The following is a 19,739-nucleotide window of genomic DNA, read 5'->3' as shown; positions in this document are numbered from 1 at the left end:
TTACTTAACTCCTCCGGCGGTGAGCCCGCCAACTAGATAACGCTGGAAAATCAGGTAAAGAATGACTACTGGTGCGGCACAGACCAGGGCGGCTGCCATCATCTGGCCGTAGAACGGGATAGCGCCGCCTTCCTGTGAAGCGCCGAAGATCTGCAGTGCCACGGCGGCGGTCTGGCTTTCCGGCCTGGTCATCACGGATGCGAACAGGACGTCGTTCCAGCCCAGCAGGAAGGCGAAGATGCCGGAAACCACAATGCCGGGCCAACTCAGCGGCAGGATGATCTTGAACAAGACGCCGAGGTTGCTGGCACCGTCAATCCGCGCCGCTTCCTCCAGTTCGCGGGGCAGCCCGCGAAGGTAGGTGACCATGACCCAAGTGGAGAACGGCATGGCGAATGTCAGGTAGGTGACGAACAGTCCCCACTGTGTTCCGATGACCTGGATGCCCAGGTACGTTGCGGCCGAAGAGAACAGCACAAATACGGGGAGCACCATCAGGGTTCCCGGTACCGACTGAAGGGCCAGGAGCCCGCGCAGGATGGTAAGGCGGCCCCGGAAACTGTAGCGGACCAGGACGAATGCGGTGGAAACGGACAGAGCCGCAGAAACAACGGCCGTTGCTCCTGCCACGAGGACACTGTTGGCGAGCCCGGTGGCCAGTCCCACACTGGTCCAGATTTTCGAGTAGTTCTCAAGCGTGAAGCTTGAGGGCCAGAATTCGCCGTTGGCCACACCGATGTCCGAGTTGACCGAGGCAAGGAAGATATACAGCACGGGGATCAGGACCAAGGCACCGAGGAAAACCAGGATGATGGCGAGCATCGGACCGGGCAGCAGCCGGGTTACTTCATGCTGGCGGAAGGAACCCGGACGGGACACTGCAGCTGCAGCGGCGGCATTGCGGCGCTTGGTTGCGGTGGAGGTGCTCATTTCTTGGCTCCCGGTGACTCGGCGTCGTCGAGCTTGACGGCACGCAGGTAGACAAACAGCGGAATGGCGATCAACACCAGGGAAACGAAGGCCATGGCAGCGCTCAGCCCGAAGCGGAAGCTCTGGAAGCTGGTGACGTAGGTGAGGATCGGAAGTACCTCGACGTCGGCCGGAGCCGGAACACCGAACAGCACATACGGAAGCGTGAAGTTGTTGATGTGGTGCAGCATGCCGATCAGGAACGCGAGTGAGAGTGGCCCCTTCAGGTACGGGAAGATGACGTAGCGGAGTTTGTTCCACCACAGAGCCCCGTCAAGGGCCGATGCCTCATGCACCTCGTGGTCCACAGCCTGCAGCCCTGACAGGGCAAGCAGGTAGATGAAGGGCCAGGAAGCCCAGATCTGGACCAATACCAGCGTCCAGAAAGTCTGGGGCCCGTTCAGCCACAGGCCACCATCGATACCCACGGCTCCCAAGGCCTTGTTCACGATGCCGTCCGGCTGGAACATGGTGCGCCAGACCGTGGCAACCACAAAGGACGGAAGCACGTACGGGATGAGGAAGATGGACCGGACCACCGCGCGGCCCTTGAAGGCGTTCTGCGTGGCGACTGCGGCGGCAATGCCAAGCGGCAGGGTGATGACCATGGCCAGCAGGGAGTAGCTGACGCTCAGCCAGGTCGCGTGAAGCAGGGGCGAGGACGTCAGCGCCTCGACGAAGTTCTCGACGCCGATGAACGGTGAGCTGATCCAGCGGCGGAGCGTGTACTGGTCCAGGTTGAGGGTGGACATGTAGATGCCCAGAATGAGGGGCACCACGATGATGATGATCATCAGGGTCCCGCCGGGAATCAGCATCCACAGGGGGCGGTTGCGTTCACTCAGGCCTTTGCGGCGGCCTTTGCTTTCGCCGGCAGGTGGCGGACCCGCTATGGAGGCGGCTGTCCGGGAGGCCCGGCTTGCGGCGGACTCCGCCACAAGCCGGACTTCGTTGGAGGCGTCAGTAGACATGGGGAGTTATCCTTTGGCGGCCCGGTCAAGGGACGCCTGGCCCTTGGTCTGGGCGTCCTTGATGCGGGCCTCGAGCGTTGAACTGTCGAGCTTGCCGCTTGCAAGATCCGGGATGGACTGGACTGTAACGTTCAGCAGGCCAAGCTGGATGTCTCCCCAAGCGCCTGTGAACGGCGTCGCCTTGGATTTCGCAGCAGCATCGGCGATGGGCTTCAGGGTCGGTTCGCTCAGGGCGGCCAGGGCCTCGGCATTGGCCGGAAGGTCGCCGAAGATCTTCTGGTAATTCAGCTGCTCCTCTTTGGAGGTGATCAGCTTGATGTACGCGAAAGCGAGGTCCTTCTCCTTGGAGTAGTCCGCCACCACCAGGTTGTCTCCTGAGAGGATGCTCGCGGCCTCGTCTCCATCGCCTTGGGGGCTTGATTTCCCCGGCGCGGTGGTGGGCATCAGTGCGTACTCGAACTTCCCGGCTATGGCCGAGTTGTTAAGGGTGGGAATGGAGCTTGAGGTGGTCATCATCAGATATCCGGCCTTGCCGCTGGCAAAGGCGGCCACCGCATTGCTGTTGCTCCAGCCAACGGAAGCCGGGTCCACGATCTTGTCCTTGGTCAACCAGCCAAAGTACGTTTCGTAGGCCTTCTTGACAGCAGGATCGTCCAGTTTGAGCTTGTCACCGTCAACGATCGGGTTGCCGGCCTGGACGGACATGGCCCAAATGAACTTCCAGGGATCGAAGTTGTCCTTGTAACCGGTGGCGAGCCCGTACGTCCCGTCCTTGGTCATTTTCTTCGCCTGCTCAGCAAGTTCGTCCCAGGTGGTGGCGGGCTTTTCAATCCCGGCGGCCGCCAGCAAGTCCTTGTTGTACGCCATCACGAAGGGGCGGCTGACGAACGGAATACCTGCCTGATTGTCCTCATCCGGGCCGGAGATGCCGAGAGTGGCAGGGTTGAAGCGGTCCTTGCCGCCCACCTTCTTCCAGTCGTCATCGGAGAGGGTCACGAAGGCCTTGGTGGCGAAAGCAGTGGGCGTGAACGTGGTACCAAGCCCGTAGATGTCCGGCCCCTGGCCCGAAACCACGGAAGTCTGGATGCGTGTGAGTTCATCGTTGGCCGAGGCGAATGTTTCAAACTTCACGTCCGCCCCGGTTTCGGCCTTGAACTTGGCCGCGATATCGCTCTGCCATTGTTTTTGCTGTTCCGGGTACTGAGGCAGGACACCGACGAGGACATTGAGCGTCTTCCCGGTTCCGTCCACTTTTCCGTCTGCGTTTGTTGAACTGGATGTGGTTCCGGAGCCGGCCCCACAGCCGGTCAGGGCCAATGCTGCAGCCGCAGCGACTGCCGCAATCCCGGTAGACGATCTAAACCTCATTGTTTTCTCCTCTGGGACGCCCACATGGCCACACCGTCATGTGGCGAACATCACTGCGGGCGATTCGAACCTCAGTCTAGGGATCATGCAACGCTTGCGGCAAGCGGTTGCCAAAAGTTGCCAATGATGTTTTTATTGAGCCATCGGCCATAGCAACGGAGAGCCTGCAGGATCGGAACCCATGCACTCTTTGAGCAGGCAACAAGGAAAGGACCCCCATGGGCTCTGCAATCAGGGATTCCCCGGAAGAGCGACCACCAGGGCGGGAGACTTCCGAGAAAATGCCCACGATCAGGGACGTCGCCGAACTCGCGGGCGTTGCCACCTCTACCGTCTCCCGCGCGCTGTCCAAGCCGGACCGCGTCAACCGACACACCAGGGAGCGCATCGAAGAGGCCGCCTCCCGGCTCAACTATGTCCCCAGCTCGCAGGCACGCGGCCTCAGTTCGGGCCGCACCAACACGGTAGCTGTCCTGGTACCGGACATTACCAACCCCTTCTACTTCGACATCATCCGGGGGACCCAGCACCAGCTCAAGGCCGCAGGCCTCACCCAACTCCTGGTGGACACCGAGGAGTCCAACGAGATGGAACTCGAAGCACTTCACAAGCTGCGGCGGTCGGCGGACGGCTTCGTCCTGGCGGCCTCACGCCTAACGGATGCGCAACTTGCCGAGGTCTCCGGATCCCAGCCACTGGTGACTATCAACCGTGCGTCAGCGGATGCGCCAAGCGTGGTCATCGATACGCCATCCGCCATGATCCAGGCTTTGGAGCATCTTGTCTCACTTGGCCATCAGCGGGTCTGCTACGTCAGCGGCCCGCCCACATCCTGGTCCAATTCAAGGCGTTGGAAGGTTTTTGAGGAGGACTCAACCCAGCGGGGACTGGAGATCCACAGGATCGGGCCTTACATTCCGAAAACTACCTCCGGCGCAGCCGCCGCGGACGCTGCGGTGCGCACGGGTGCCACGGCGTGCATTGCCTTCAATGACCTGCTGGCCATCGGCATGCTGCAACGGCTGCGGGAAAGGGGCATCCGAGTCCCTGAAGACATGAGCATCATTGGATGCGATGACATTTTCGGTGCAGATTTCTGCAACCCGCCGCTGACAACAATTTCCTCGCCGATCGAGCAGGCAGGCCGCGTTGCCGTCTCGATGCTCCTGTCCCAGCTGAATCCGTTCCAAGGTGGAACGACGAGGAGGCTTGCCGTCATGCCCACCCACCTCACGGTCCGTGGCTCCACGGGACCGGCGCCGGGGGCGCAGTAACGCGGGTGCTGAACCGGCAGTGGGCGTCAATCGCGTGCGCGGCCCGGGGCGGACACAGTTGAGCCATATTGACACCGCTGGCTAGGCTGGGACACATGCGCGAACTCCAGGCCAGAATCGTTGAAGAAATGGGCGTGCAGCCCCGGATCGATCCCGTGGGGGAGGTGCGCAAACGCGTGACTTTCCTCAAGGACTACCTCAAGGCAACCCACACCAAGGGCTTTGTCCTGGGTATCTCCGGGGGCCTGGACTCATCGCTGGCCGGACGCCTGGCCCAACTGGCCGTCGAGGAGCTGGAAGCCGAGGGCGTGGAGGCGAACTTCGTGGCGGTCCGCCTTCCATACGGCGTGCAGCACGATGAGGACGACGCCCAGGCGGCACTGGACTTCATCCAGGCCAAGACCGAGTGGACCTTCAACATCTCAGCTGCCGTAGACGGCTTCGAGGACGAGTTCGAGAAGTCCGTTGGCAACGGGATTTCCGATTTCCACAAGGGCAACACCAAGGCCCGCACCCGCATGATCGCCCAGTACGCGCTGGCCGGCGAGCACAATTACCTGGTCATCGGCACCGACCACGGCGCCGAATCAGTCACCGGCTTCTTCACCAAGTATGGCGACGGCGGCGCGGACATCCTGCCCCTTTTCGGCCTGAACAAGCGCCAGAACCGTGAACTTCTGGCCGAGCTCGGAGCCCCCGCCCGTGTCTGGGAGAAAGTGCCCACCGCAGACCTGCTGGACGGCAAGCCCGGGCGCACCGACGAGGACGAACTGGGCCTCAGCTACGACCAGATCGACGACTACCTCGAGGGCCGGGACGTGACGGACGAGGTAGCCGAAAAGATCGAAGAAAAGTACCTGCGCACCCGCCACAAGCGCACCGTCCCCGTCACGATCTTCGACACCTGGTGGAAGCACGAGGGCCCCGAGGAACCCCGGGCAGGCCTCTAGGCGGGCCTGGCGCACGACGTCGACCGTTACCTCGCGGGAAATCCGCCGGCCGCCGTCGAACTTTTCCGCCGGTTCCGGGCTATGGTCCTTGCCGCCGGCGAGTGCGAGGAGCGGGTCCACCGCACGGAGGTGGCGTGGGCGGACCGGCGCGTCTTCGCCTCGGCATTCATCGTCTCCGGGCGACTGGAAGTGGCCATCGATCTCCCGCGGCAAGTGGAGCATCGAGGCGTGGCTGGTCGAAGCCCATGATGACGTTGGACCGGGAACGCGTTGAACGGCCGGGGTTCCAAGGATCAGGAACCTAGGGCAGCAGGACGATCTTGCCGTGCCCGTGGCCGGTACGGCTGAGTTCCAGCGCGTCGGCAGCCTCGACCAGCGGCAACCGGTGCGCAATGGTGAACGTGATCAGGCCTTCCGCTGCGAGCGTCGCCACTTCCATGATGCGCCCCTCCTGTTGCTGCACTGCGGCGATTCCGGCTTCCTGTGAATGCTTGCCGGGCGCCGTGATGACCGCCCGGGTCCGGTCCGGAAGCAGTTCCACCGTGGCAGCCACGGATTCCTCTGTCCCTACAGCGTCCAGCACGGCAGTGACTGGACCTGCCTCTTCGGCGGCTGACCTCACGCGCTCCACCAGTCCCGGACCGTAAGTTACGGCCTCCGCGCCCAGCTCGCGCAGGTAGTCCTGGTTGGCTTCCGACGCCGTGCCTATCACCCGGGCGCCGAAGGCTTGGGCAATCTGGACTGCTGCGGAACCCACTCCCCCGGCCGCCGCGTGGATCAGCACCGTGTCGCCCTCGCCCACACCCAGCTGCTTCAAGGCCGAATAAGCGGTGCCGCCGGCTACCGGGATGCAGGCCGCCTGCTCAAAGTCGACGCCGGCGGGCAGCGGTGTGAGCTGTTCGGCAGGCACTACGGCCTCCATCCGGTAGCCGCCCGTGAATCCGTTCCAGATGACTTCGTCGCCCACGCTGAAGCCTTCGAACGCCGGGCCCACCGCCGTGACCACCCCGGCAGCTTCACTGCCTGGCACTTGGGGGAGTTCCAGCGGCGCCACTTTGCTGAGGTGTCCTGCCACCAGCCTCCAGTCCATCGGGTTGACGCCAATGGCCCGGAACTCCACCCGCACCTCGCCGTCGGCGGGGTCCGGTAGCTCCTGGGGCCCGACTTTCAGGACTTGCGGGTCGCCGTAGTGTTCGAAGTAGACATTGGTGCTCATGTCCCTGGCTCCTTAGGGGGTGTCCGGCACTCTATCGCTAGCGTAGGCACGCCCCGGCGGCCGTCACAACAGTTCCTTCCCGGGCGTACCCAGCCTGCCGGTGATGCGGTGGGCTTCCTCCATCAAAAGCCGGCCGAGGAATTCCTGCCGGTCTTCGCGGAAGCGGGGTTCGATACCCGTGAGCGAAAGCGCCCACGCGGGACGTCCCGACTGGTCAAAGACGGCGGCACCCATCCCCCAGCTACCTTCCAGGACCAGGCCCGGATTCACCGAATATCCGGTCTCGCGCGTCCTGGTAAGGCTGGCACGGACAACCTCCTCTGTGTGTGCCTCGGCGAACGGGCCGGCATGGTCAGCCCAGCGCGCCAGCACCTGCTCCTGCTCGTTCTCCGGCAGGAATGCCATGATCGCGGTTCCGGCCGAGGCGACGCCCAGCGGGAACCGGACTCCTTCGTGGAGCACAAAGGAGCGCACCGGGAAGCTGCCTTCCTCCCGGAGCAGGCAGACAGTCTCCGCCCCCCGGCGGATGGAAAAGAACGCACTCTCCCCCGTCTCTTCCGCCAGCCGGCGAAGGCTGGGCCGGGCGATCTCTTCAAGCGGGAAGCGCGCGGATGCCACAGACCCCATCAACAGGATTTCGGGCCCGAGGACCCAGTTGCCGGTACGGGCATCGTGGTCCAGCAGCCCTTCGGCCGCCAACGAGGTCAGCAGACGGTGGACAGTGGGTCGGGTGAGGGCGGACTCCTTCACCAACTCCACCAGCGGGCTGCCCTCGGGCTTGCGGCCGGCGATGCGCAGCAGCCCGGCGATGCGGCTGACAACCTGCGCGCCCTGCACGGGATTCTGGTTCATGGAAGTCCTTTCGGCCAGGCAATGCATCCATATTGTGGACTTCATCCAGCGTACAGTCCACACTGTAAAACCGCGGCATTTTCCGGGTTTTGGTGGATTGACAGTCACTGATTTAGCCCCGTACGCTTCGAAACCAGAGCCGTTGTCCATAAAGTGGATTCCTGGCAGACGCACTCTCAATGAGGAGAAAGATGTCCAAACTCAATTCAAGCGCCGCTGACGCCCTGCACGGTGCCCTGCGTGATGGGATCACCCTCGCCGTGGGTGGCTTCGGCCTCAGTGGCATCCCGGCTGACCTGATCGAGGCTGTCCGTGACTCGGGCGTCCGGGACCTGACCGTGGTGTCCAACAACATGGGCGTGGACGGCAAGGGCCTTGGGGTGCTCATCGAAGCCGGCCAGGTCCGCAAGGTCATCGCCTCCTATGTAGGCGAAAACAAACTGTTCGCCGAGCGGTACCTCGCTGGCCTGCTTGAGGTGGAGTTCACGCCGCAGGGCACGCTGGCCGAACGGCTCCGCGCCGGCGGCGCCGGCATTCCCGCTTTCTACACCAAGACAGGAGTGGGAACCCTCGTGGCCGAGGGCAAGCCGCTGGCAGAGTTCGACGGCGAAACGTACGTTCAGGAGCGCGCCATCCGCGCCGACGTCGCACTGGTCCATGCCCACACCGCAGACACGGACGGGAACCTGATTTACCGCTTCACCGCACGAAACTTCAACCCGGTTGTCGCTACAGCCGGTGCGGTCACCATCGCGGAGGCAGAAGTGATCGTGGAGCCGGGGGCACTGGATCCCAACCACGTTGTCACTCCCGGCGTCTACGTCCAGCGGCTGGTCCAGGCTTCGGTGCGCGTCAAGGACATCGAACAGCGCACCGTCCGCTCCCGGACCTCCGAGCCCGTCCCCGCCTAGCCCTCCGCGCAGTCCGGCGCGTACGAACACTCAAGCCCCCAAACTTTGAACCCGAGGAGAAACCCATGGCCTGGACCAGGGATGAAATGGCTGCCATCGCGGCCGAGGAACTGAACGACGGCGACTACGTCAACCTGGGGATCGGCATTCCCACGCTGGTGGCCAACAACCTGCCCCACGGCGTCCGCGTGATCCTTCAGAGTGAAAACGGCCTGCTGGGCATGGGGCCATTCCCCTACGACGGCGAAGAGGACGCGGACCTCATCAACGCCGGCAAGCAGACCGTCACCGTGTTGCCGGGCGGCAGCATCTTCGATTCCGCCACGTCCTTCGGCATGATCCGTGGCGGCCACGTGAAAGTCGCCATCCTCGGTGCCATGCAGGTCTCCGGCAACGGCGACCTCGCCAACTGGACCATCCCCGGCAAGATGGTAAAGGGCATGGGTGGGGCCATGGACCTCGTCGCCGGGACCCCGCGGGTGGTGGTCCTGACCGAGCACAACGCCAAGGATGGCACGGCCAAAATCGTCACGGAGTGCACGCTGCCGCTCACGGGCCTCAGCTGCGTGGACCGGATCATCAGCGACCTGGCCGTCTTTGACCTTCCGAAGAATGAAGGAGGAACGGGCGACGGCGGCGGGCGGCAACTCACGCTCACGCGCCTTGCGCCGGGGGTCAGCGTTGAGGAAATCCGTGCGAAGACCGAGGCCGCATTCGACGTCCAGCTCGAAAACGCAGGAGCCACAGCATGAGCCTGAAGGAACAGTTCGGCAAGGATGTCCTGCTCACCGGCTGGGGCCACAGCCGGTTCGGCAAACTCACCGACGAAACCCTTGAGTCCTTGATCGTCCAGGTGGCCACCGAAGCCATCGCCAACGCCGGCATTGAAGCGGGCCAGATAGACGAGATCTACCTCGGCCAGTTCAACTCCGGGATGATGCCGCTGGCCTTCCCGTCATCCTTGGCGCTCCAGGTCTCCCCGGACCTGGCCAACGTCCCGGCCACCCGCGTCGAGAACGCCTGCGCTTCCGGCTCGGCCGCGTTCCAGCAGGGCACCAAGGCCCTCCTCGCCGGCACCGCGAAGACGGTCCTCGTGATCGGCGCGGAGAAGATGACCCATGCCGGCGCCGACGTGGTGGGTGCGGCGCTGCTTGGCGCGGACTACGACATGGCCGGCCAGACCTCCACAACCGGCTTCACCGGCCTGTTCGCCGACGTCGCGAAACACTACGACAAGCGCTTTGGACGCGGGGACGGAAAACTGGGCGACGTCCTGGGCAGCATTGCCGCGAAGAACCACCGCAACGGCGTGGACAACCCCTACGCCCAGCTCCGGAAGGACCTTGGCGAGGACTTCTGCCGCACCGTCTCGGACAAGAACCCCATGGTGGCCGATCCCCTGCGCCGCACAGACTGTTCCCCCGTGTCCGACGGCGCCGCCGCCGTCGTGCTCTCAACGTCACCAACCGGCGGGGCTACTGTGCCGGTGCGGCTTGCGGGGTTCGGCCACGCCAACGGCTTCTTCCCGGCCGAACGGCGCGATCCCACGGCCTTCGAGGCCACGCGTGTGTCTTGGCAGCGCGCCCTGGCGATGGCCGGCGTCGGGCTTGAGGACCTGGATTTCGCAGAGGTCCACGACTGTTTCACCATCGCCGAACTGCTCATGTACGAGGCCATGGGGCTCACCGAAACCGGCCAGGGCGCCCGTGCCCTTGAAGAAGGCTGGGTCTTCAAAGACGGCAAGCTGCCGGTCAACGTCTCAGGCGGACTCAAGGCCAAGGGCCACCCCGTGGGCGCCACGGGCGTGTCCCAGCATGTGATCGCCGCTATGCAGCTCGCCGGCACGGCCGGCGACATGCAGCTGGCGAATCCGCGCCGGGCGGCCGTACAGAACATGGGCGGAGTGGGCATTGCCAACTACGTGAGCGTGCTCGAGGCCCTCTAATAGAAGCCGGACTTCGAAACAGCCCAGTTTTGAGGCCTTGGTGCACGCCCTGCCACTGTGAATTGCGGGCGACCCGGCCAAAACTGGGCTGTTTCAACCGCCGCCGCGGATCAGGTTGGCGATCTCCACAAAACCCAGCCGTTCGGCGTTGTCCAGGGCGGTCCGGCCCTCCGGATCCCGGATGCTCGGATCCCCGCCGGCCTCCAGCAGCAGGCGGACCACCTCCTGTTGCTTGGGTCCGCCGTCATTGAGCAGGATGGCTTCCTGCATGGCGGTCCAGCCCAGGTTGTTCACGTGGTTCACGGGCACGCCGGCGGCCAAGAGGATTCGGACCGTTTCCACATGGCCGTGTTCGCTGGCGGGGATCAGCGCAGTCCCGCCAAACCGGTTGGTGCTCGCAACATCCGCGCCTGCTGCCAGGGTCAGCTGGAGCACCTCGTTGAATCCCTCAGCCCCGGCGTAGAGGAAGGCGGAGTCCTGGATGGCGTCCTTGGCGTTCACGTTTCCGCCCCGGCCGATCAGCTCCCGCACCAGTGCCGCGTTGTTGGCCTTCGCGGCGGCAATCAGTTCTTGGTCAAGCCAGGCCTGGGCTTCGGAAGATAGGGCTGGCGGGGTGGCCTGCGTGCTGGGAACGGACGGAGCTGCGGCCCGCGTGGAGGTGGCCGTAACTGGTGGCGCAGGACTTTCCAGGACGGACGACGACGGCGCCTCCACTCGCTGCGGCTCACCCGGGCCGGCCTGGCACGCAGTCAGGCATCCGGCCACAGCACCAGCCAGAATGAACATCCTGAACCGCCTCATGAAGCCGAGCCTACTTGGCCGGGGCGGCCGCCGCTGCGGCGATGGCCTCGGCGCCGGCGGTGGCGCAGGCTTCGTCCAGGTTGCCATCAGGAGCTCCGCCCACACCGATGCCTGCCACTGAGACACCGTTGACCTTGAGGGGGACTCCGCCAGCGAGGAACAGCGTGCCCGGGAGGTCCGCGATGCTGGGTCCGGTGCCGTTGATGCGCTTGGCCAACTCACTGGTGGGTGCACCGAAGGCGGCGGCGGTGTAAGCCTTCTGTTTGGCCGCTTCGATGGTGTGCTCAGCCGCGTTGTCCCCGCGCAGGAGCGCCTGGACGGTTCCGAACCTGTCCACCAGGGCCACCGTGACGAACGGCAGCTTGTCCGCCTGGCACTTGGCCAGGGCTGCGCTGACGGCAGTCGAAGAAGCGCCAACGGTGATGCGGTTCTGCGCCACCACGGTCTCCGGTGCCTGCGGGATGTCGACGGCAGGCACCGCAGCTGGCACAGCCGCCTGGCTGGCCCCGGCATTGGCTGCCGCGGTCAGGCCTCCGGTCAACAGCAGGGCCCCTGCGGCCGCAGCGGCGGCAAACGTGGTGGACTTCTTCACGGTGTTCTCCTTGGTTTTAGATGGAATTTCGGTTGGCGTGGCTCGATCCGGACCTTGGCTTGGGCCGCGGGCCCGTTGCCTCATATCCATCCTGTCCAGCCACGCCGGAACAAGCATCGGGCCTTTGGCTGGTCCCCGGTCCCCCGGAAAGCCAACAGCATCAGCCAAAAGGTTGAGAGACCAGCAACGGCGCGGGCAATAGCATGGGATAGGAACTCGCTCCTGACCTGAACCGGACCCCATGCCTTCCCCAGATGCTCCCCGTGAAACCTTGACCACCGGCCCCGGCCTGCCTGCCGGACCGGGGGCGGAGCCTGGCCGGCTCGGACGGATCGACACCGCCGTCCATCTCGGCTTCGCGGTACTCCTGGTGGCGTCCGCCGTCCGCTATGCCATGCGGCACAGCATGCAGGACAACCTCCTGGTCCTCGGACTCGCGGGCGCGGTCTGCGCCCTCTACGCCGTCATTGCCGTGCTGGCCCGGCAGAGACGCCCGTGGGCGGTATGGATGCTGGTGCTGGTGGGCGTGTGGGCAGTCCTGGTCATCGCCGCACCGAGCTTTGCGTGGTGCTCCTTCGCGATCTTCTTCCTCTGCCGGACGGCCTTCACGGGTGCCGTGGGCTATGTGGCGGCAGGCGCGACGGCGGCCGCCACCGCCGTCGGGCTCTTCCGGCTCAGCGACGGCACGGATCTTGCGATGCTGCTGGGGCCAGTGGCTGTGGGCGTAATGCTCACGCTGATCTACGACCGGATCGAGCACGACGCCGCGCAGCAGCGCCGCCTTCATACCGAGGTTTCGCTCGTGCAGGGAGAGCTGGCGGCCAGCGAGCGCCGGGCCGGAACCATCGCCGAACGCGAGCGAGTCTCGCGCGAGATCCACGACACCGTGACACAGGGCCTTGCCAGCAGCCTCCTGCTCCTGGAGGCCGCTGACCGTGCGTGGCCCGGCCAGGAATCACGGCAAGACCTTAACCAGGCCACTGACCTGCTGCGCCGAAACCTCTCCGAGACACGCAGCCTGGTCCACGAGCTCGCGTCCCCGGGACTTGACGCTGCGCCGCTGCCCGAGGCCCTCCACCAGGCTGCCGCCCAGTACGTCCCGCACGCCCGACTCCTGGTCACCGGCGAACCGAGGGACGTCCCGGCAGAAGTGCGGCACACCCTGCTGCGGGTGGTCCAGAGCGCCGCCGCGAACATCCAGCAGCACGCAGACGCGGCCACCACATCGTTGACCCTCGGATTCCTTCCCGATTCCGTCACCCTGGACATTTACGACGACGGAACGGGCTTCGACCCGTCGGCGGCAGCACCGCCGTCGGACGCCGGCGGTTACGGCCTGAGGGCGATGCGCCAGCGGGTGGAGCAGTTGGGCGGCGTATTCTCAGTGGAAAGTTCACCCGGCGAGGGGACCATCGTGGCTGCACAGGTGCCGGCCCGCCTGCCGCAGAAGACAGATCGGAACGACGCATGAGTGCCATCACCGTCCTCCTGGTGGACGACCACTTAGTGGTCCGGAGCGGCCTGAGGGCCTTGCTGGGCACGCAGCCTGACTTTGACGTGGTGGCCGAGGCAGCTTCCGGCGAGGAGGCCCTGGAGCTGGTGGACCTGCATGCACCTGCGGTGGTGGTAATGGACCTTGCCATGGGGGCCGGAATGGACGGGATCGAGGCCATCAGGCAGTTGCGGCAGCGGAACAGCAGGCAACCCATCCTGGTGTTTACCACCTACGACTCGGACGCGGACATTGTCCGGGCGGTGGATGCCGGCGCCATGGGCTACCTCCTCAAGGACGCCGCGCCGGACGAAATCTTTGCGGCCCTCCGCGGTGCGGTCCAGGGAAAAAGCGTGATGAGTGCACCCGTGGCCTCGCGGCTCTTCCAGCAACTGAGGAATCCCGACGAGGTCCTGACGCCTCGGGAAGCGGAACTGCTCAGCCTCCTGACCCAGGGGCTCAGCAACCGGGAGCTTGGCCAACGGCTCTTCATTTCCGAGGCCACCGTCAAGACGCATCTGGCTCACATTTACGCCAAGCTCGGGGTGGAGACCCGTGCCGCGGCGATCGCGACGGCCATCCGCCGGGAGGGTATGCGCTAGCGCCCAGGGATAGACTCGGTATCCCCGTTGTCCATGCCCGACAGGAGCAGTCATGCGCGCCACCATCATCCACGGCCCCGGTGATATCAGGGTGGAAGACCGCGACTATCCAACGGTCCAGCTGCCCACGGATGTGGTGGTCAAAGTGGTGGCGTCGTGCGTCTGCGGCTCGGACCTGTGGCCCTACCGCGGCGTCAAGCCCACGCGCCGTCCTTCGGCCATAGGCCACGAGTTCATCGGCGTTGTGGAGAACACCGGCGCAGACGTCACAGCGCTGAAGGCAGGCGATTTTGTCATCGCCCCGTTTGTGGTCAGCTGCGGTGAATGCCCTCAGTGCCTCAACGGCGTGACCGTCGCCTGTGCCCGGCTGGCAGGTTGGGGCGGCCGGGACGACTCCGGAGTGAAGATCGACGGCGGCCAGGGCGAGGCCGTCCGCGTGCCCCTGGCCGAGTCCACCCTGGTCAAGGTGCCGCTTGCCGGAGAGCCTGACGACGCCCTCCGGAAGAACCTGCTCACCCTGTCCGACGTGATGGCCACGGGCCACCACGCAGCGCTCTCCGCCCAGGTCTCCCCCGGCCGGACCGTTGTGGTGGTGGGCGACGGCGCCGTGGGACTTTGTGGCGTGCTGGCCGCCAGGCGGCTGGGCGCCGAGCGGATCATCGCCATGTCCCGCCACGCGGACCGGCAGGCCCTCGCCCGCGAATTCGGTGCCACGGACATAGTGGAAGAACGCGGGGATGACGGCGTGGCGAAGGTCCGTGACCTGCTGGGTGGTGTGCTCGCGGACTCTGTCCTTGAGTGTGTGGGGACCAAGGAATCAATGGAACAGGCGCTGCACTCGGTCCGGCCCGGCGGCGCCTTGGGCTTTGTGGGAGTGCCCACGGGCGGCGCCGAGATTCCACTGCGCTACCTCTTCGACAGGAACATCACAGTGTCTGGCGGCATGGCGCCCGCGCGGACCTATATCCCCGAACTGCTCGAGGACGTACTGGCCGGACGCATCAACCCCGGCCGCGTGTTCGACGTCGAAATGCCGCTTGAGGACGCGGCCGAAGCGTACAAAGCGATGGATGAACGCCGGGCCATCAAGGTGCTCTTGAGGCCGTAACCTCCGTTTCCGGCAGGTTACAGCTTGAATAGTTGATGACTCCAGCTATTGCACGCCCACCCTCCGCCCCCTAGGTTGGAAACAGCGGGGGATAATCTCCGTCTCTGCCTGCCGTTGGAGCAGGACCAGAAAAGGGTTACAAAGGAAGTAGCAATAGCAATGGCAACAGGCACAGTTAAATGGTTCAACGCCGAAAAAGGCTTTGGCTTCATCGCTCCGGATGACGGATCCGCTGACGTTTTCGCGCACTACTCGGCAATTGCCAGCAGCGGCTACCGCTCCCTGGATGAGAACCAGAAAGTCGAATTCGATGTGACCCAGGGTCCCAAGGGCCCGCAGGCAGAGAACATCCGCCCGCTGTAACGTCTGAAGGGAACTCCCCCTCGGTGCTTTCGGGCACTGACGGGGGAGTTTTCGCGTGTGCAGCTAAACGAAGGCTGACACTCCTGTCACGCCGCGGCCCACAATCAGCGAGTTGATTTCGTAGCTGCCCTCGTAGGTATAGAGGATTTCAGCGTCGCCGAAGAGCTTTCCCATCTCGAAATCCGTGCTGATCCCGTTGCCGCCCAGGATGGAACGGCCCATGGCCACCGACGCGCGCGCCAGCCGGGTACAGGTGGACTTGGCCATGGCGGCCTGCACCATTTCCAGTTTGCCGTCTTCCTGGATCCGGGCCAGCTGTGCCATCAGGGCCAGCGCAGCGGAGGCGTTGCCCAGGATTTCGGCCAGTTGTTGCTGGATCAGCTGGAAGCGTGCCAGTTCCTTGCCAAACTGCTTCCGAGCCAGCGAGTAGGAACGGGCGACGTCGAAGGTCGCCAACTGGATGCCGGCACCTTGCCAGCCCACCCAGGCACGTGAATCCCGCAGGAGGTCGTTGGCTTTCGAGAAATCGGTGGCGCCCGGCAGCAGGTTGGACTGCGGAATGCGCACGTTATCCAGGACGATGTCCGCGTTCTGCATGATCCGCAGGCCGATTTTGTTGGAAATCTTGGTGGCCGAGTACCCGGGCCGGTCCGTCTCAACTATGAAGCCCTTGATCTGCCCGTCCGCGTCGTCGCGGGCCCAGACCAGCGCGAAGTCGGCAATGGTTCCCGCCCCTATCCAGCGTTTCGCGCCGTTGATGACCCATTCGTCATCCTCCAGGCGTGCAGAAGTCGCCAGGCCGCCGGCAATGTCCGAGCCGTGATCCGGCTCGGTCAGGGCAAAGGCCCCCAGCTGGGATAAGGACGTCAGGCCCGGAAGCCAGCGGTCCTTCTGTTCCTCGGAGCCGAGTTCGTGGATCATCCCCACGATCAGCTCGTTGTGGATGCCCACCAGCGCCGACAGGGATACATCTGCCCGGGCCACTTCGACATACATCAGGCCCTTGAACAGCTTGGAACTGCCGTCCGTCTGCAGCCCGCCCAGGCCCCGCTTGCCCATCTCCGCAAGGAGGCCAAACGGGAACTCCTCACGGTTCCAATACTCGATGGAAGCCTGCCGCACCGAGCCCTGCAGGAACTCCCTGATTTCCAGGTAGCGTTCCTTCTCCGTCTCGGGAAGCAGGTCCACGATGTACATCAGGTCCGCGTCCGGAAATGGCAGCTTGGCCGTGGATGCCGCCACCGGGGCGGCCAAAACGCCTTCATCACGTCGTTGTGGCGGCACGGGCTAACGTCCCTTCGCTCTTCCGAACCCTTGGATGTCCTAGTATATTGCACAGAGTTGGATATCAGTGATGCGCATCACGTGATGAAAGGGCCACCATGACAGTCACCGTCGACTTCCACGCAGCACGCGCTGGCCTGCCATTCCGACGCCGGCCACCGCATCCGGCGAAAGGCTGAAGGATGATCGCCCCGTTGCCGCGAGATCCCATCGCCGATGCCCAGCGCAACTGGGAGGAACACGGCTGGGCCGATGTCGCCGCGCCCATGGCAGCCATCACGGCCATCATGCGGACCCAGCAGATCCTGCTGGCCCGGATCGAAGGCGCCCTGAAACCGTTCGGCCTGACCTTTGCACGCTATGAATTGTTGGCCCTGCTGAGCTTCGCCCGCAGCGGGGCGCTGCCCATGAACAAGGCAAGCGCCTTGCTCCAGGTCCATCCCACCTCGGTGACCAACGCCGTCGACCGCCTTGAAAGCGCCGGGCTGGTAGCCCGCTCGCCGCATCCCACCGACGGCAGGACCACGCTGATCGAACTCACCGCGGAAGGACGCACCGTGGCAAAAAGCGCGACGGCGGTGCTCAACACCGAAGTGTTCGGCCAGTCGGGATTCGCCCAGGAGGACCTGGACCAGCTCATCCGGATCCTGGGCAGCTTCCGCCGGGACGCCGGGGATTTCACGGACTGACGGATCCTAGCGTTTGGCAGCCTTGCTGCGCCGGACGCTCCTGACCACGAGCCACGCCGCCGTCAGGCCCAGCGTGGCGTACACGGCGTAGTTGAGGAAGCGCGAATACTGCTCGATCACCTGGTACTGCGTGCCCAGCGCGTAGCCGAGTCCTATCAGGGCACCGTTCCACAGCCCGGTCCCGGCAAGCGTGTAGAGGCTGAACGTGGCCAGGCGCATGTTGGAGGCTCCGGCTGGCAGGGAAATGAGGCTCCGTATTCCTGGGAGCAGCCGGCCGAAGAAGATCGACGACCTGCCGTGCCGGCGGAACCACACCGCTGCGTTCTCGAAATCCTCCCGGTCCACGAGCGGGAGCTTCGACAGGCCCCGGATGGACCGCTCGAGCCCCAGCTTGGCTCCGAGCCAGTACAGCAGAAGCGCACCCAGGTAGGCACCCAGCGTGCTGGTGATGAACACAAGGACCAGGTTGAGGGACCCCAGTTTGGCAAGATACCCGGCCAGCGGGAGGATGACCTCACTGGGAATGGGCGGAAGGACTGTTTCGGCTAGCGTGAAGAGCCCCACGCCCCATTCGCCAAGGGTCTCGATCCCCCGCGCCGCGAACCCCACGAGGCCGCCCAGGTTGTCCGTCGAGCCAGAGTCGGCGACGCCCGTTCCCCACATGCCAATTCCCCATTCCACTGCGCAGCCATCTGTCCAAGCGGGGATCCCCGCCTCCTACGAGTCTAGGAGGAACCGGGCCGGGCCCTCACGTGCATGCGCTCCCCCTGGGTTCCGAAAAGGCTGAGGAATTCCACCGCCCCCGTATCCGCCCGGCCGAACCAGTGCGGAACACGGGTATCGAATTCAGCTGCTTCGCCAGGTTCCATCACGAGGTCCTGGCCGCCCAGTATCATCCTGAGCCTGCCGTTGAGCACATACAACCATTCGTACCCCTCGTGGACCTGGGGATTCGGCACCTCCGTCTGGCCGGCGGGCAGGATGTGCTTGTAGGCCTGGATACCGCCGGGCCGCCTCGTCAGCGGAATAATAGTCATGCCCCGGCGGACGATCGGGCGCAGGTGCAGCCGCGGATCCCCGGTGGCCGGAGCACCCACCAACTCATCCAGCGGCACACGATGCGCTTTGGCCAGTGGCAGGAGCAGCTCAAGGTTGGGGCGGCGCTGCCCTGATTCCAGCCTGGACAGCGTACTGACCGAAATCCCGGTGGCTTCGGCGAGCACTGCCAGCGTGGTGTTGCTGCTGAGGCGGAGCGCCCTAAGCCGCGGACCCACGGCCGCAAGGACATCGTCCAATTGGTCTTCCATGCCTCCAGTTTGCCATTCCAGCAAATTCCTTTGCCAGGTCTTCCGCCCACCGCAGAGCATTGAGGCATGAGCACAGAAAATGACACTTCCTACGACGTCCTGATCATCGGTGGCGGGCCGGCGGGCCTGAGTGCCGCACAGATGCTGGGCCGCTCACGCCGCTCAGTGGCTGTGGTCGACGGCGGTGAACCCCGTAACGCCCCTGCCCAGGGTGTCCACGGGTTCTTGTCCCGCGACGGCGCCAGCCCGGCCGAACTCCTGAAGATCGGACGTGCCGAAGCCGAGCACTACGGCGTCCGCATCATCCAGGACCAAGCCGTGGCGGCAGCGAGGAGCACTGAAGACGGTTTCGACGTGACCCTGGCCGATGGCAGGGTGATCCGCGGCCGGCGCCTCCTGATTACCACCGGCCTGGTGGACGAACTTCCGGAGATTCCCGGGCTCCGCGAGCGCTGGGGCAGGGATGTGCTGCACTGCCCCTTCTGCCACGGCTGGGAGGTGCAGGACCAAGCCATCGGCATCCTGGGCAACGGACCGTGGTCCGTCCACCAGGCCCTGCTGTTTCGGCAGTGGAGCGGAAACATCACCCTTTTCCTGAACGACCTCACCGAGCCAACCGGGGACGAGCTGGAGCAACTGGCGGCCAGGGGCGTCAAAGTAGTGGCCGGCGCCGTCGAATCACTTCGGATAGAGCAGGACAAGTTACGCGGTGTGGCCCTGGCCGGCGGGCCCGAGGTCGGAGTTGACGCCGTGGTGGTTGGACCCCAGGTCCGGGCCAGGTTGGACGCTTTTGTCGGCCTGGGCCTGGCAGCGGTACCCCATCCGATGGGGGTGGGCGACTACCTTGAGACCGACGCCGACGGCGCCACCGCTGTCCCGGGTGTGTGGGCTGCGGGCAACGTGACGGACATGCGCGCCCAGGTCCTGGCGTCCGCGGCGGCAGGGGCATGGACCGCCGTCGTGATCAACAACCACCTCATGGCGGAGGAACTGACGGCCGACGTCGCCGCCTACCGTGAATCCATGTCGGTGGCTCCGTAACTGC

At 64.8% G+C, this 19,739-nt stretch carries 22 protein-coding genes; 12 read left to right on the top strand and 10 right to left on the bottom strand.

Features of this window, described 5'->3' with window-relative positions; all coding sequences use genetic code 11:
* The 3 genes from V9L17_RS13680 to V9L17_RS13670 are packed head-to-tail and all read right to left on the bottom strand — an operon-like array spanning nucleotide 1 to nucleotide 3,308.
* The gene (locus V9L17_RS13680; protein WP_337347008.1) at nucleotides 1-930 is read right to left on the bottom strand and encodes a carbohydrate ABC transporter permease; all 930 of its coding nucleotides are present in this window, start codon (nucleotides 928-930) and stop codon (nucleotides 1-3) included.
* Nucleotides 927-1,940: a carbohydrate ABC transporter permease gene (locus V9L17_RS13675; protein ID WP_337347009.1), complete on the bottom strand. Its 1,014-nt coding sequence runs from the start codon at nucleotides 1,938-1,940 to the stop codon at nucleotides 927-929. Before V9L17_RS13675 ends, V9L17_RS13680 begins: the two co-directional genes overlap by 4 nt.
* A 6-nt stretch (nucleotides 1,941-1,946) precedes the next feature.
* A complete protein-coding gene (locus V9L17_RS13670; protein ID WP_337347010.1) occupies nucleotides 1,947-3,308 on the bottom strand; it encodes an ABC transporter substrate-binding protein in 1,362 nt (453 codons plus the stop codon).
* Nucleotides 3,309-3,589: 281 nt separating this feature from the next.
* Here V9L17_RS13670 and V9L17_RS13665 point away from each other — a divergent pair, with 281 nt between their 5' ends.
* The 3 genes from V9L17_RS13665 to V9L17_RS21320 all read left to right on the top strand — a co-directional run bounded on the left by V9L17_RS13665 (nucleotide 3,590) and on the right by V9L17_RS21320 (nucleotide 5,781).
* Complete coding sequence (locus V9L17_RS13665; protein WP_337351827.1) at nucleotides 3,590-4,582, top strand: LacI family DNA-binding transcriptional regulator; 993 nt, start codon at nucleotides 3,590-3,592, stop codon at nucleotides 4,580-4,582.
* A 95-nt stretch (nucleotides 4,583-4,677) separates the two neighbouring features.
* The gene (nadE, locus tag V9L17_RS13660; protein WP_337351826.1) at nucleotides 4,678-5,532 is read left to right on the top strand and encodes an ammonia-dependent NAD(+) synthetase; all 855 of its coding nucleotides are present in this window, start codon (nucleotides 4,678-4,680) and stop codon (nucleotides 5,530-5,532) included.
* 6 nt (nucleotides 5,533-5,538) lie between these two features.
* Nucleotides 5,539-5,781, top strand: coding sequence for a DUF5655 domain-containing protein (locus tag V9L17_RS21320; RefSeq protein ID WP_443198042.1), 243 nt, complete (start codon nucleotides 5,539-5,541; stop codon nucleotides 5,779-5,781).
* A gap of 52 nt (nucleotides 5,782-5,833) precedes the next feature.
* On the opposite strand, the gene V9L17_RS13655 is transcribed toward V9L17_RS21320, so the two are convergent.
* Complete coding sequence (locus V9L17_RS13655; protein ID WP_337351825.1) at nucleotides 5,834-6,748, bottom strand: NADP-dependent oxidoreductase; 915 nt, start codon at nucleotides 6,746-6,748, stop codon at nucleotides 5,834-5,836.
* A 63-nt stretch (nucleotides 6,749-6,811) separates the two neighbouring features.
* Entirely contained in the window at nucleotides 6,812-7,600 is a 789-nt protein-coding gene (locus V9L17_RS13650) for an IclR family transcriptional regulator (RefSeq protein WP_337351824.1), read from the bottom strand.
* Nucleotides 7,601-7,791: 191 nt separating this feature from the next.
* On the opposite strand from V9L17_RS13650, the gene V9L17_RS13645 reads away from it, so the two are divergent.
* From V9L17_RS13645 to V9L17_RS13635, 3 genes are all read left to right on the top strand, one after another.
* A complete protein-coding gene (locus V9L17_RS13645; protein WP_337351823.1) occupies nucleotides 7,792-8,511 on the top strand; it encodes a CoA transferase subunit A in 720 nt (239 codons plus the stop codon).
* Nucleotides 8,512-8,576: 65 nt separating this feature from the next.
* Complete coding sequence (locus V9L17_RS13640) at nucleotides 8,577-9,263, top strand: CoA transferase subunit B (RefSeq protein WP_337351822.1); 687 nt, start codon at nucleotides 8,577-8,579, stop codon at nucleotides 9,261-9,263.
* Nucleotides 9,260-10,456, top strand: coding sequence for an acetyl-CoA acetyltransferase (locus tag V9L17_RS13635; RefSeq protein ID WP_337351821.1), 1,197 nt, complete (start codon nucleotides 9,260-9,262; stop codon nucleotides 10,454-10,456). The genes V9L17_RS13640 and V9L17_RS13635 overlap by 4 nt, the downstream gene beginning before the upstream one ends.
* A gap of 93 nt (nucleotides 10,457-10,549) precedes the next feature.
* On the opposite strand, the gene V9L17_RS13630 is transcribed toward V9L17_RS13635, so the two are convergent.
* Complete coding sequence (locus V9L17_RS13630; RefSeq protein ID WP_337351820.1) at nucleotides 10,550-11,257, bottom strand: ankyrin repeat domain-containing protein; 708 nt, start codon at nucleotides 11,255-11,257, stop codon at nucleotides 10,550-10,552.
* 10 nt (nucleotides 11,258-11,267) lie between these two features.
* The gene (locus V9L17_RS13625; RefSeq protein WP_337351819.1) at nucleotides 11,268-11,849 is read right to left on the bottom strand and encodes a GlcG/HbpS family heme-binding protein; all 582 of its coding nucleotides are present in this window, start codon (nucleotides 11,847-11,849) and stop codon (nucleotides 11,268-11,270) included.
* A gap of 241 nt (nucleotides 11,850-12,090) precedes the next feature.
* Between V9L17_RS13625 and V9L17_RS13620 the strand changes: the two genes are divergently transcribed.
* The 4 genes from V9L17_RS13620 to V9L17_RS13605 all read left to right on the top strand — a co-directional run bounded on the left by V9L17_RS13620 (nucleotide 12,091) and on the right by V9L17_RS13605 (nucleotide 15,414).
* A complete protein-coding gene (locus V9L17_RS13620; RefSeq protein WP_337351818.1) occupies nucleotides 12,091-13,320 on the top strand; it encodes a sensor histidine kinase in 1,230 nt (409 codons plus the stop codon).
* On the top strand, nucleotides 13,317-13,943 hold the full coding sequence (locus V9L17_RS13615; protein ID WP_337351817.1) for a response regulator transcription factor: 627 nt from the start codon (nucleotides 13,317-13,319) through the stop codon (nucleotides 13,941-13,943). Before V9L17_RS13620 ends, V9L17_RS13615 begins: the two co-directional genes overlap by 4 nt.
* Before the next feature lie 52 nt (nucleotides 13,944-13,995).
* Nucleotides 13,996-15,051, top strand: a complete 1,056-nt coding sequence (locus V9L17_RS13610) for a zinc-dependent alcohol dehydrogenase family protein (RefSeq protein WP_337351816.1) — start codon at nucleotides 13,996-13,998, stop codon at nucleotides 15,049-15,051.
* A gap of 159 nt (nucleotides 15,052-15,210) precedes the next feature.
* Entirely contained in the window at nucleotides 15,211-15,414 is a 204-nt protein-coding gene (locus V9L17_RS13605) for a cold-shock protein (protein ID WP_013599688.1), read from the top strand.
* 63 nt (nucleotides 15,415-15,477) lie between these two features.
* On the opposite strand, the gene V9L17_RS13600 is transcribed toward V9L17_RS13605, so the two are convergent.
* Complete coding sequence (locus tag V9L17_RS13600) at nucleotides 15,478-16,611, bottom strand: acyl-CoA dehydrogenase family protein (protein ID WP_337351967.1); 1,134 nt, start codon at nucleotides 16,609-16,611, stop codon at nucleotides 15,478-15,480.
* Nucleotides 16,612-16,880: 269 nt separating this feature from the next.
* On the opposite strand from V9L17_RS13600, the gene V9L17_RS13595 reads away from it, so the two are divergent.
* Nucleotides 16,881-17,387, top strand: a complete 507-nt coding sequence (locus V9L17_RS13595; RefSeq protein ID WP_337351815.1) for a MarR family winged helix-turn-helix transcriptional regulator — start codon at nucleotides 16,881-16,883, stop codon at nucleotides 17,385-17,387.
* Nucleotides 17,388-17,393: 6 nt separating this feature from the next.
* Here the strand turns inward: V9L17_RS13595 and V9L17_RS13590 are convergent, their stop codons facing one another.
* A complete protein-coding gene (locus tag V9L17_RS13590; RefSeq protein ID WP_337351966.1) occupies nucleotides 17,394-18,050 on the bottom strand; it encodes a DedA family protein in 657 nt (218 codons plus the stop codon).
* A gap of 62 nt (nucleotides 18,051-18,112) precedes the next feature.
* On the bottom strand, nucleotides 18,113-18,694 hold the full coding sequence (locus V9L17_RS13585; protein ID WP_337351814.1) for a helix-turn-helix domain-containing protein: 582 nt from the start codon (nucleotides 18,692-18,694) through the stop codon (nucleotides 18,113-18,115).
* A gap of 66 nt (nucleotides 18,695-18,760) precedes the next feature.
* Between V9L17_RS13585 and V9L17_RS13580 the strand changes: the two genes are divergently transcribed.
* Entirely contained in the window at nucleotides 18,761-19,735 is a 975-nt protein-coding gene (locus V9L17_RS13580; protein ID WP_337351813.1) for an NAD(P)/FAD-dependent oxidoreductase, read from the top strand.
* The last annotated feature ends 4 nt before the right edge of the window (nucleotides 19,736-19,739 follow it).

The sequence above is a fragment of the Pseudarthrobacter sp. CCNWLW207 genome (assembly GCF_037203945.1).
Classification (GTDB): Bacteria; Actinomycetota; Actinomycetes; order Actinomycetales; family Micrococcaceae; genus Arthrobacter.
The sequence above is the reverse complement of the archived record's forward strand: the minus strand, read 5'-3'. Positions and strand labels throughout refer to the sequence as shown.

What these genes read in the sequence shown, in the direction of transcription:
- V9L17_RS13670 (WP_337347010.1), bottom strand. Translation starts at nt 3,308, where the DNA reads ATGAGGTTTAGATCGTCTACCGGGATTGCGGCAGTCGCTGCGGCTGCA.
- V9L17_RS13600 (WP_337351967.1), bottom strand. Translation starts at nt 16,611, where the DNA reads ATGTACATCGTGGACCTGCTTCCCGAGACGGAGAAGGAACGCTACCTG.
- V9L17_RS13610 (WP_337351816.1), top strand. Translation starts at nt 13,996, where the DNA reads ATGCGCGCCACCATCATCCACGGCCCCGGTGATATCAGGGTGGAAGAC.
- V9L17_RS13655 (WP_337351825.1), bottom strand. Translation starts at nt 6,748, where the DNA reads ATGAGCACCAATGTCTACTTCGAACACTACGGCGACCCGCAAGTCCTG.
- V9L17_RS13665 (WP_337351827.1), top strand. Translation starts at nt 3,590, where the DNA reads ATGCCCACGATCAGGGACGTCGCCGAACTCGCGGGCGTTGCCACCTCT.
- V9L17_RS13650 (WP_337351824.1), bottom strand. Translation starts at nt 7,600, where the DNA reads ATGAACCAGAATCCCGTGCAGGGCGCGCAGGTTGTCAGCCGCATCGCC.
- V9L17_RS13635 (WP_337351821.1), top strand. Translation starts at nt 9,260, where the DNA reads ATGAGCCTGAAGGAACAGTTCGGCAAGGATGTCCTGCTCACCGGCTGG.
- V9L17_RS13580 (WP_337351813.1), top strand. Translation starts at nt 18,761, where the DNA reads ATGAGCACAGAAAATGACACTTCCTACGACGTCCTGATCATCGGTGGC.
- V9L17_RS13615 (WP_337351817.1), top strand. Translation starts at nt 13,317, where the DNA reads ATGAGTGCCATCACCGTCCTCCTGGTGGACGACCACTTAGTGGTCCGG.
- nadE (WP_337351826.1), top strand. Translation starts at nt 4,678, where the DNA reads ATGCGCGAACTCCAGGCCAGAATCGTTGAAGAAATGGGCGTGCAGCCC.
- V9L17_RS13675 (WP_337347009.1), bottom strand. Translation starts at nt 1,940, where the DNA reads ATGTCTACTGACGCCTCCAACGAAGTCCGGCTTGTGGCGGAGTCCGCC.
- V9L17_RS13630 (WP_337351820.1), bottom strand. Translation starts at nt 11,257, where the DNA reads ATGAGGCGGTTCAGGATGTTCATTCTGGCTGGTGCTGTGGCCGGATGC.
- V9L17_RS13595 (WP_337351815.1), top strand. Translation starts at nt 16,881, where the DNA reads ATGATCGCCCCGTTGCCGCGAGATCCCATCGCCGATGCCCAGCGCAAC.
- V9L17_RS13645 (WP_337351823.1), top strand. Translation starts at nt 7,792, where the DNA reads ATGTCCAAACTCAATTCAAGCGCCGCTGACGCCCTGCACGGTGCCCTG.
- V9L17_RS13585 (WP_337351814.1), bottom strand. Translation starts at nt 18,694, where the DNA reads ATGGAAGACCAATTGGACGATGTCCTTGCGGCCGTGGGTCCGCGGCTT.
- V9L17_RS13640 (WP_337351822.1), top strand. Translation starts at nt 8,577, where the DNA reads ATGGCCTGGACCAGGGATGAAATGGCTGCCATCGCGGCCGAGGAACTG.
- V9L17_RS13620 (WP_337351818.1), top strand. Translation starts at nt 12,091, where the DNA reads ATGCCTTCCCCAGATGCTCCCCGTGAAACCTTGACCACCGGCCCCGGC.
- V9L17_RS13680 (WP_337347008.1), bottom strand. Translation starts at nt 930, where the DNA reads ATGAGCACCTCCACCGCAACCAAGCGCCGCAATGCCGCCGCTGCAGCT.
- V9L17_RS13605 (WP_013599688.1), top strand. Translation starts at nt 15,211, where the DNA reads ATGGCAACAGGCACAGTTAAATGGTTCAACGCCGAAAAAGGCTTTGGC.
- V9L17_RS13590 (WP_337351966.1), bottom strand. Translation starts at nt 18,050, where the DNA reads ATGTGGGGAACGGGCGTCGCCGACTCTGGCTCGACGGACAACCTGGGC.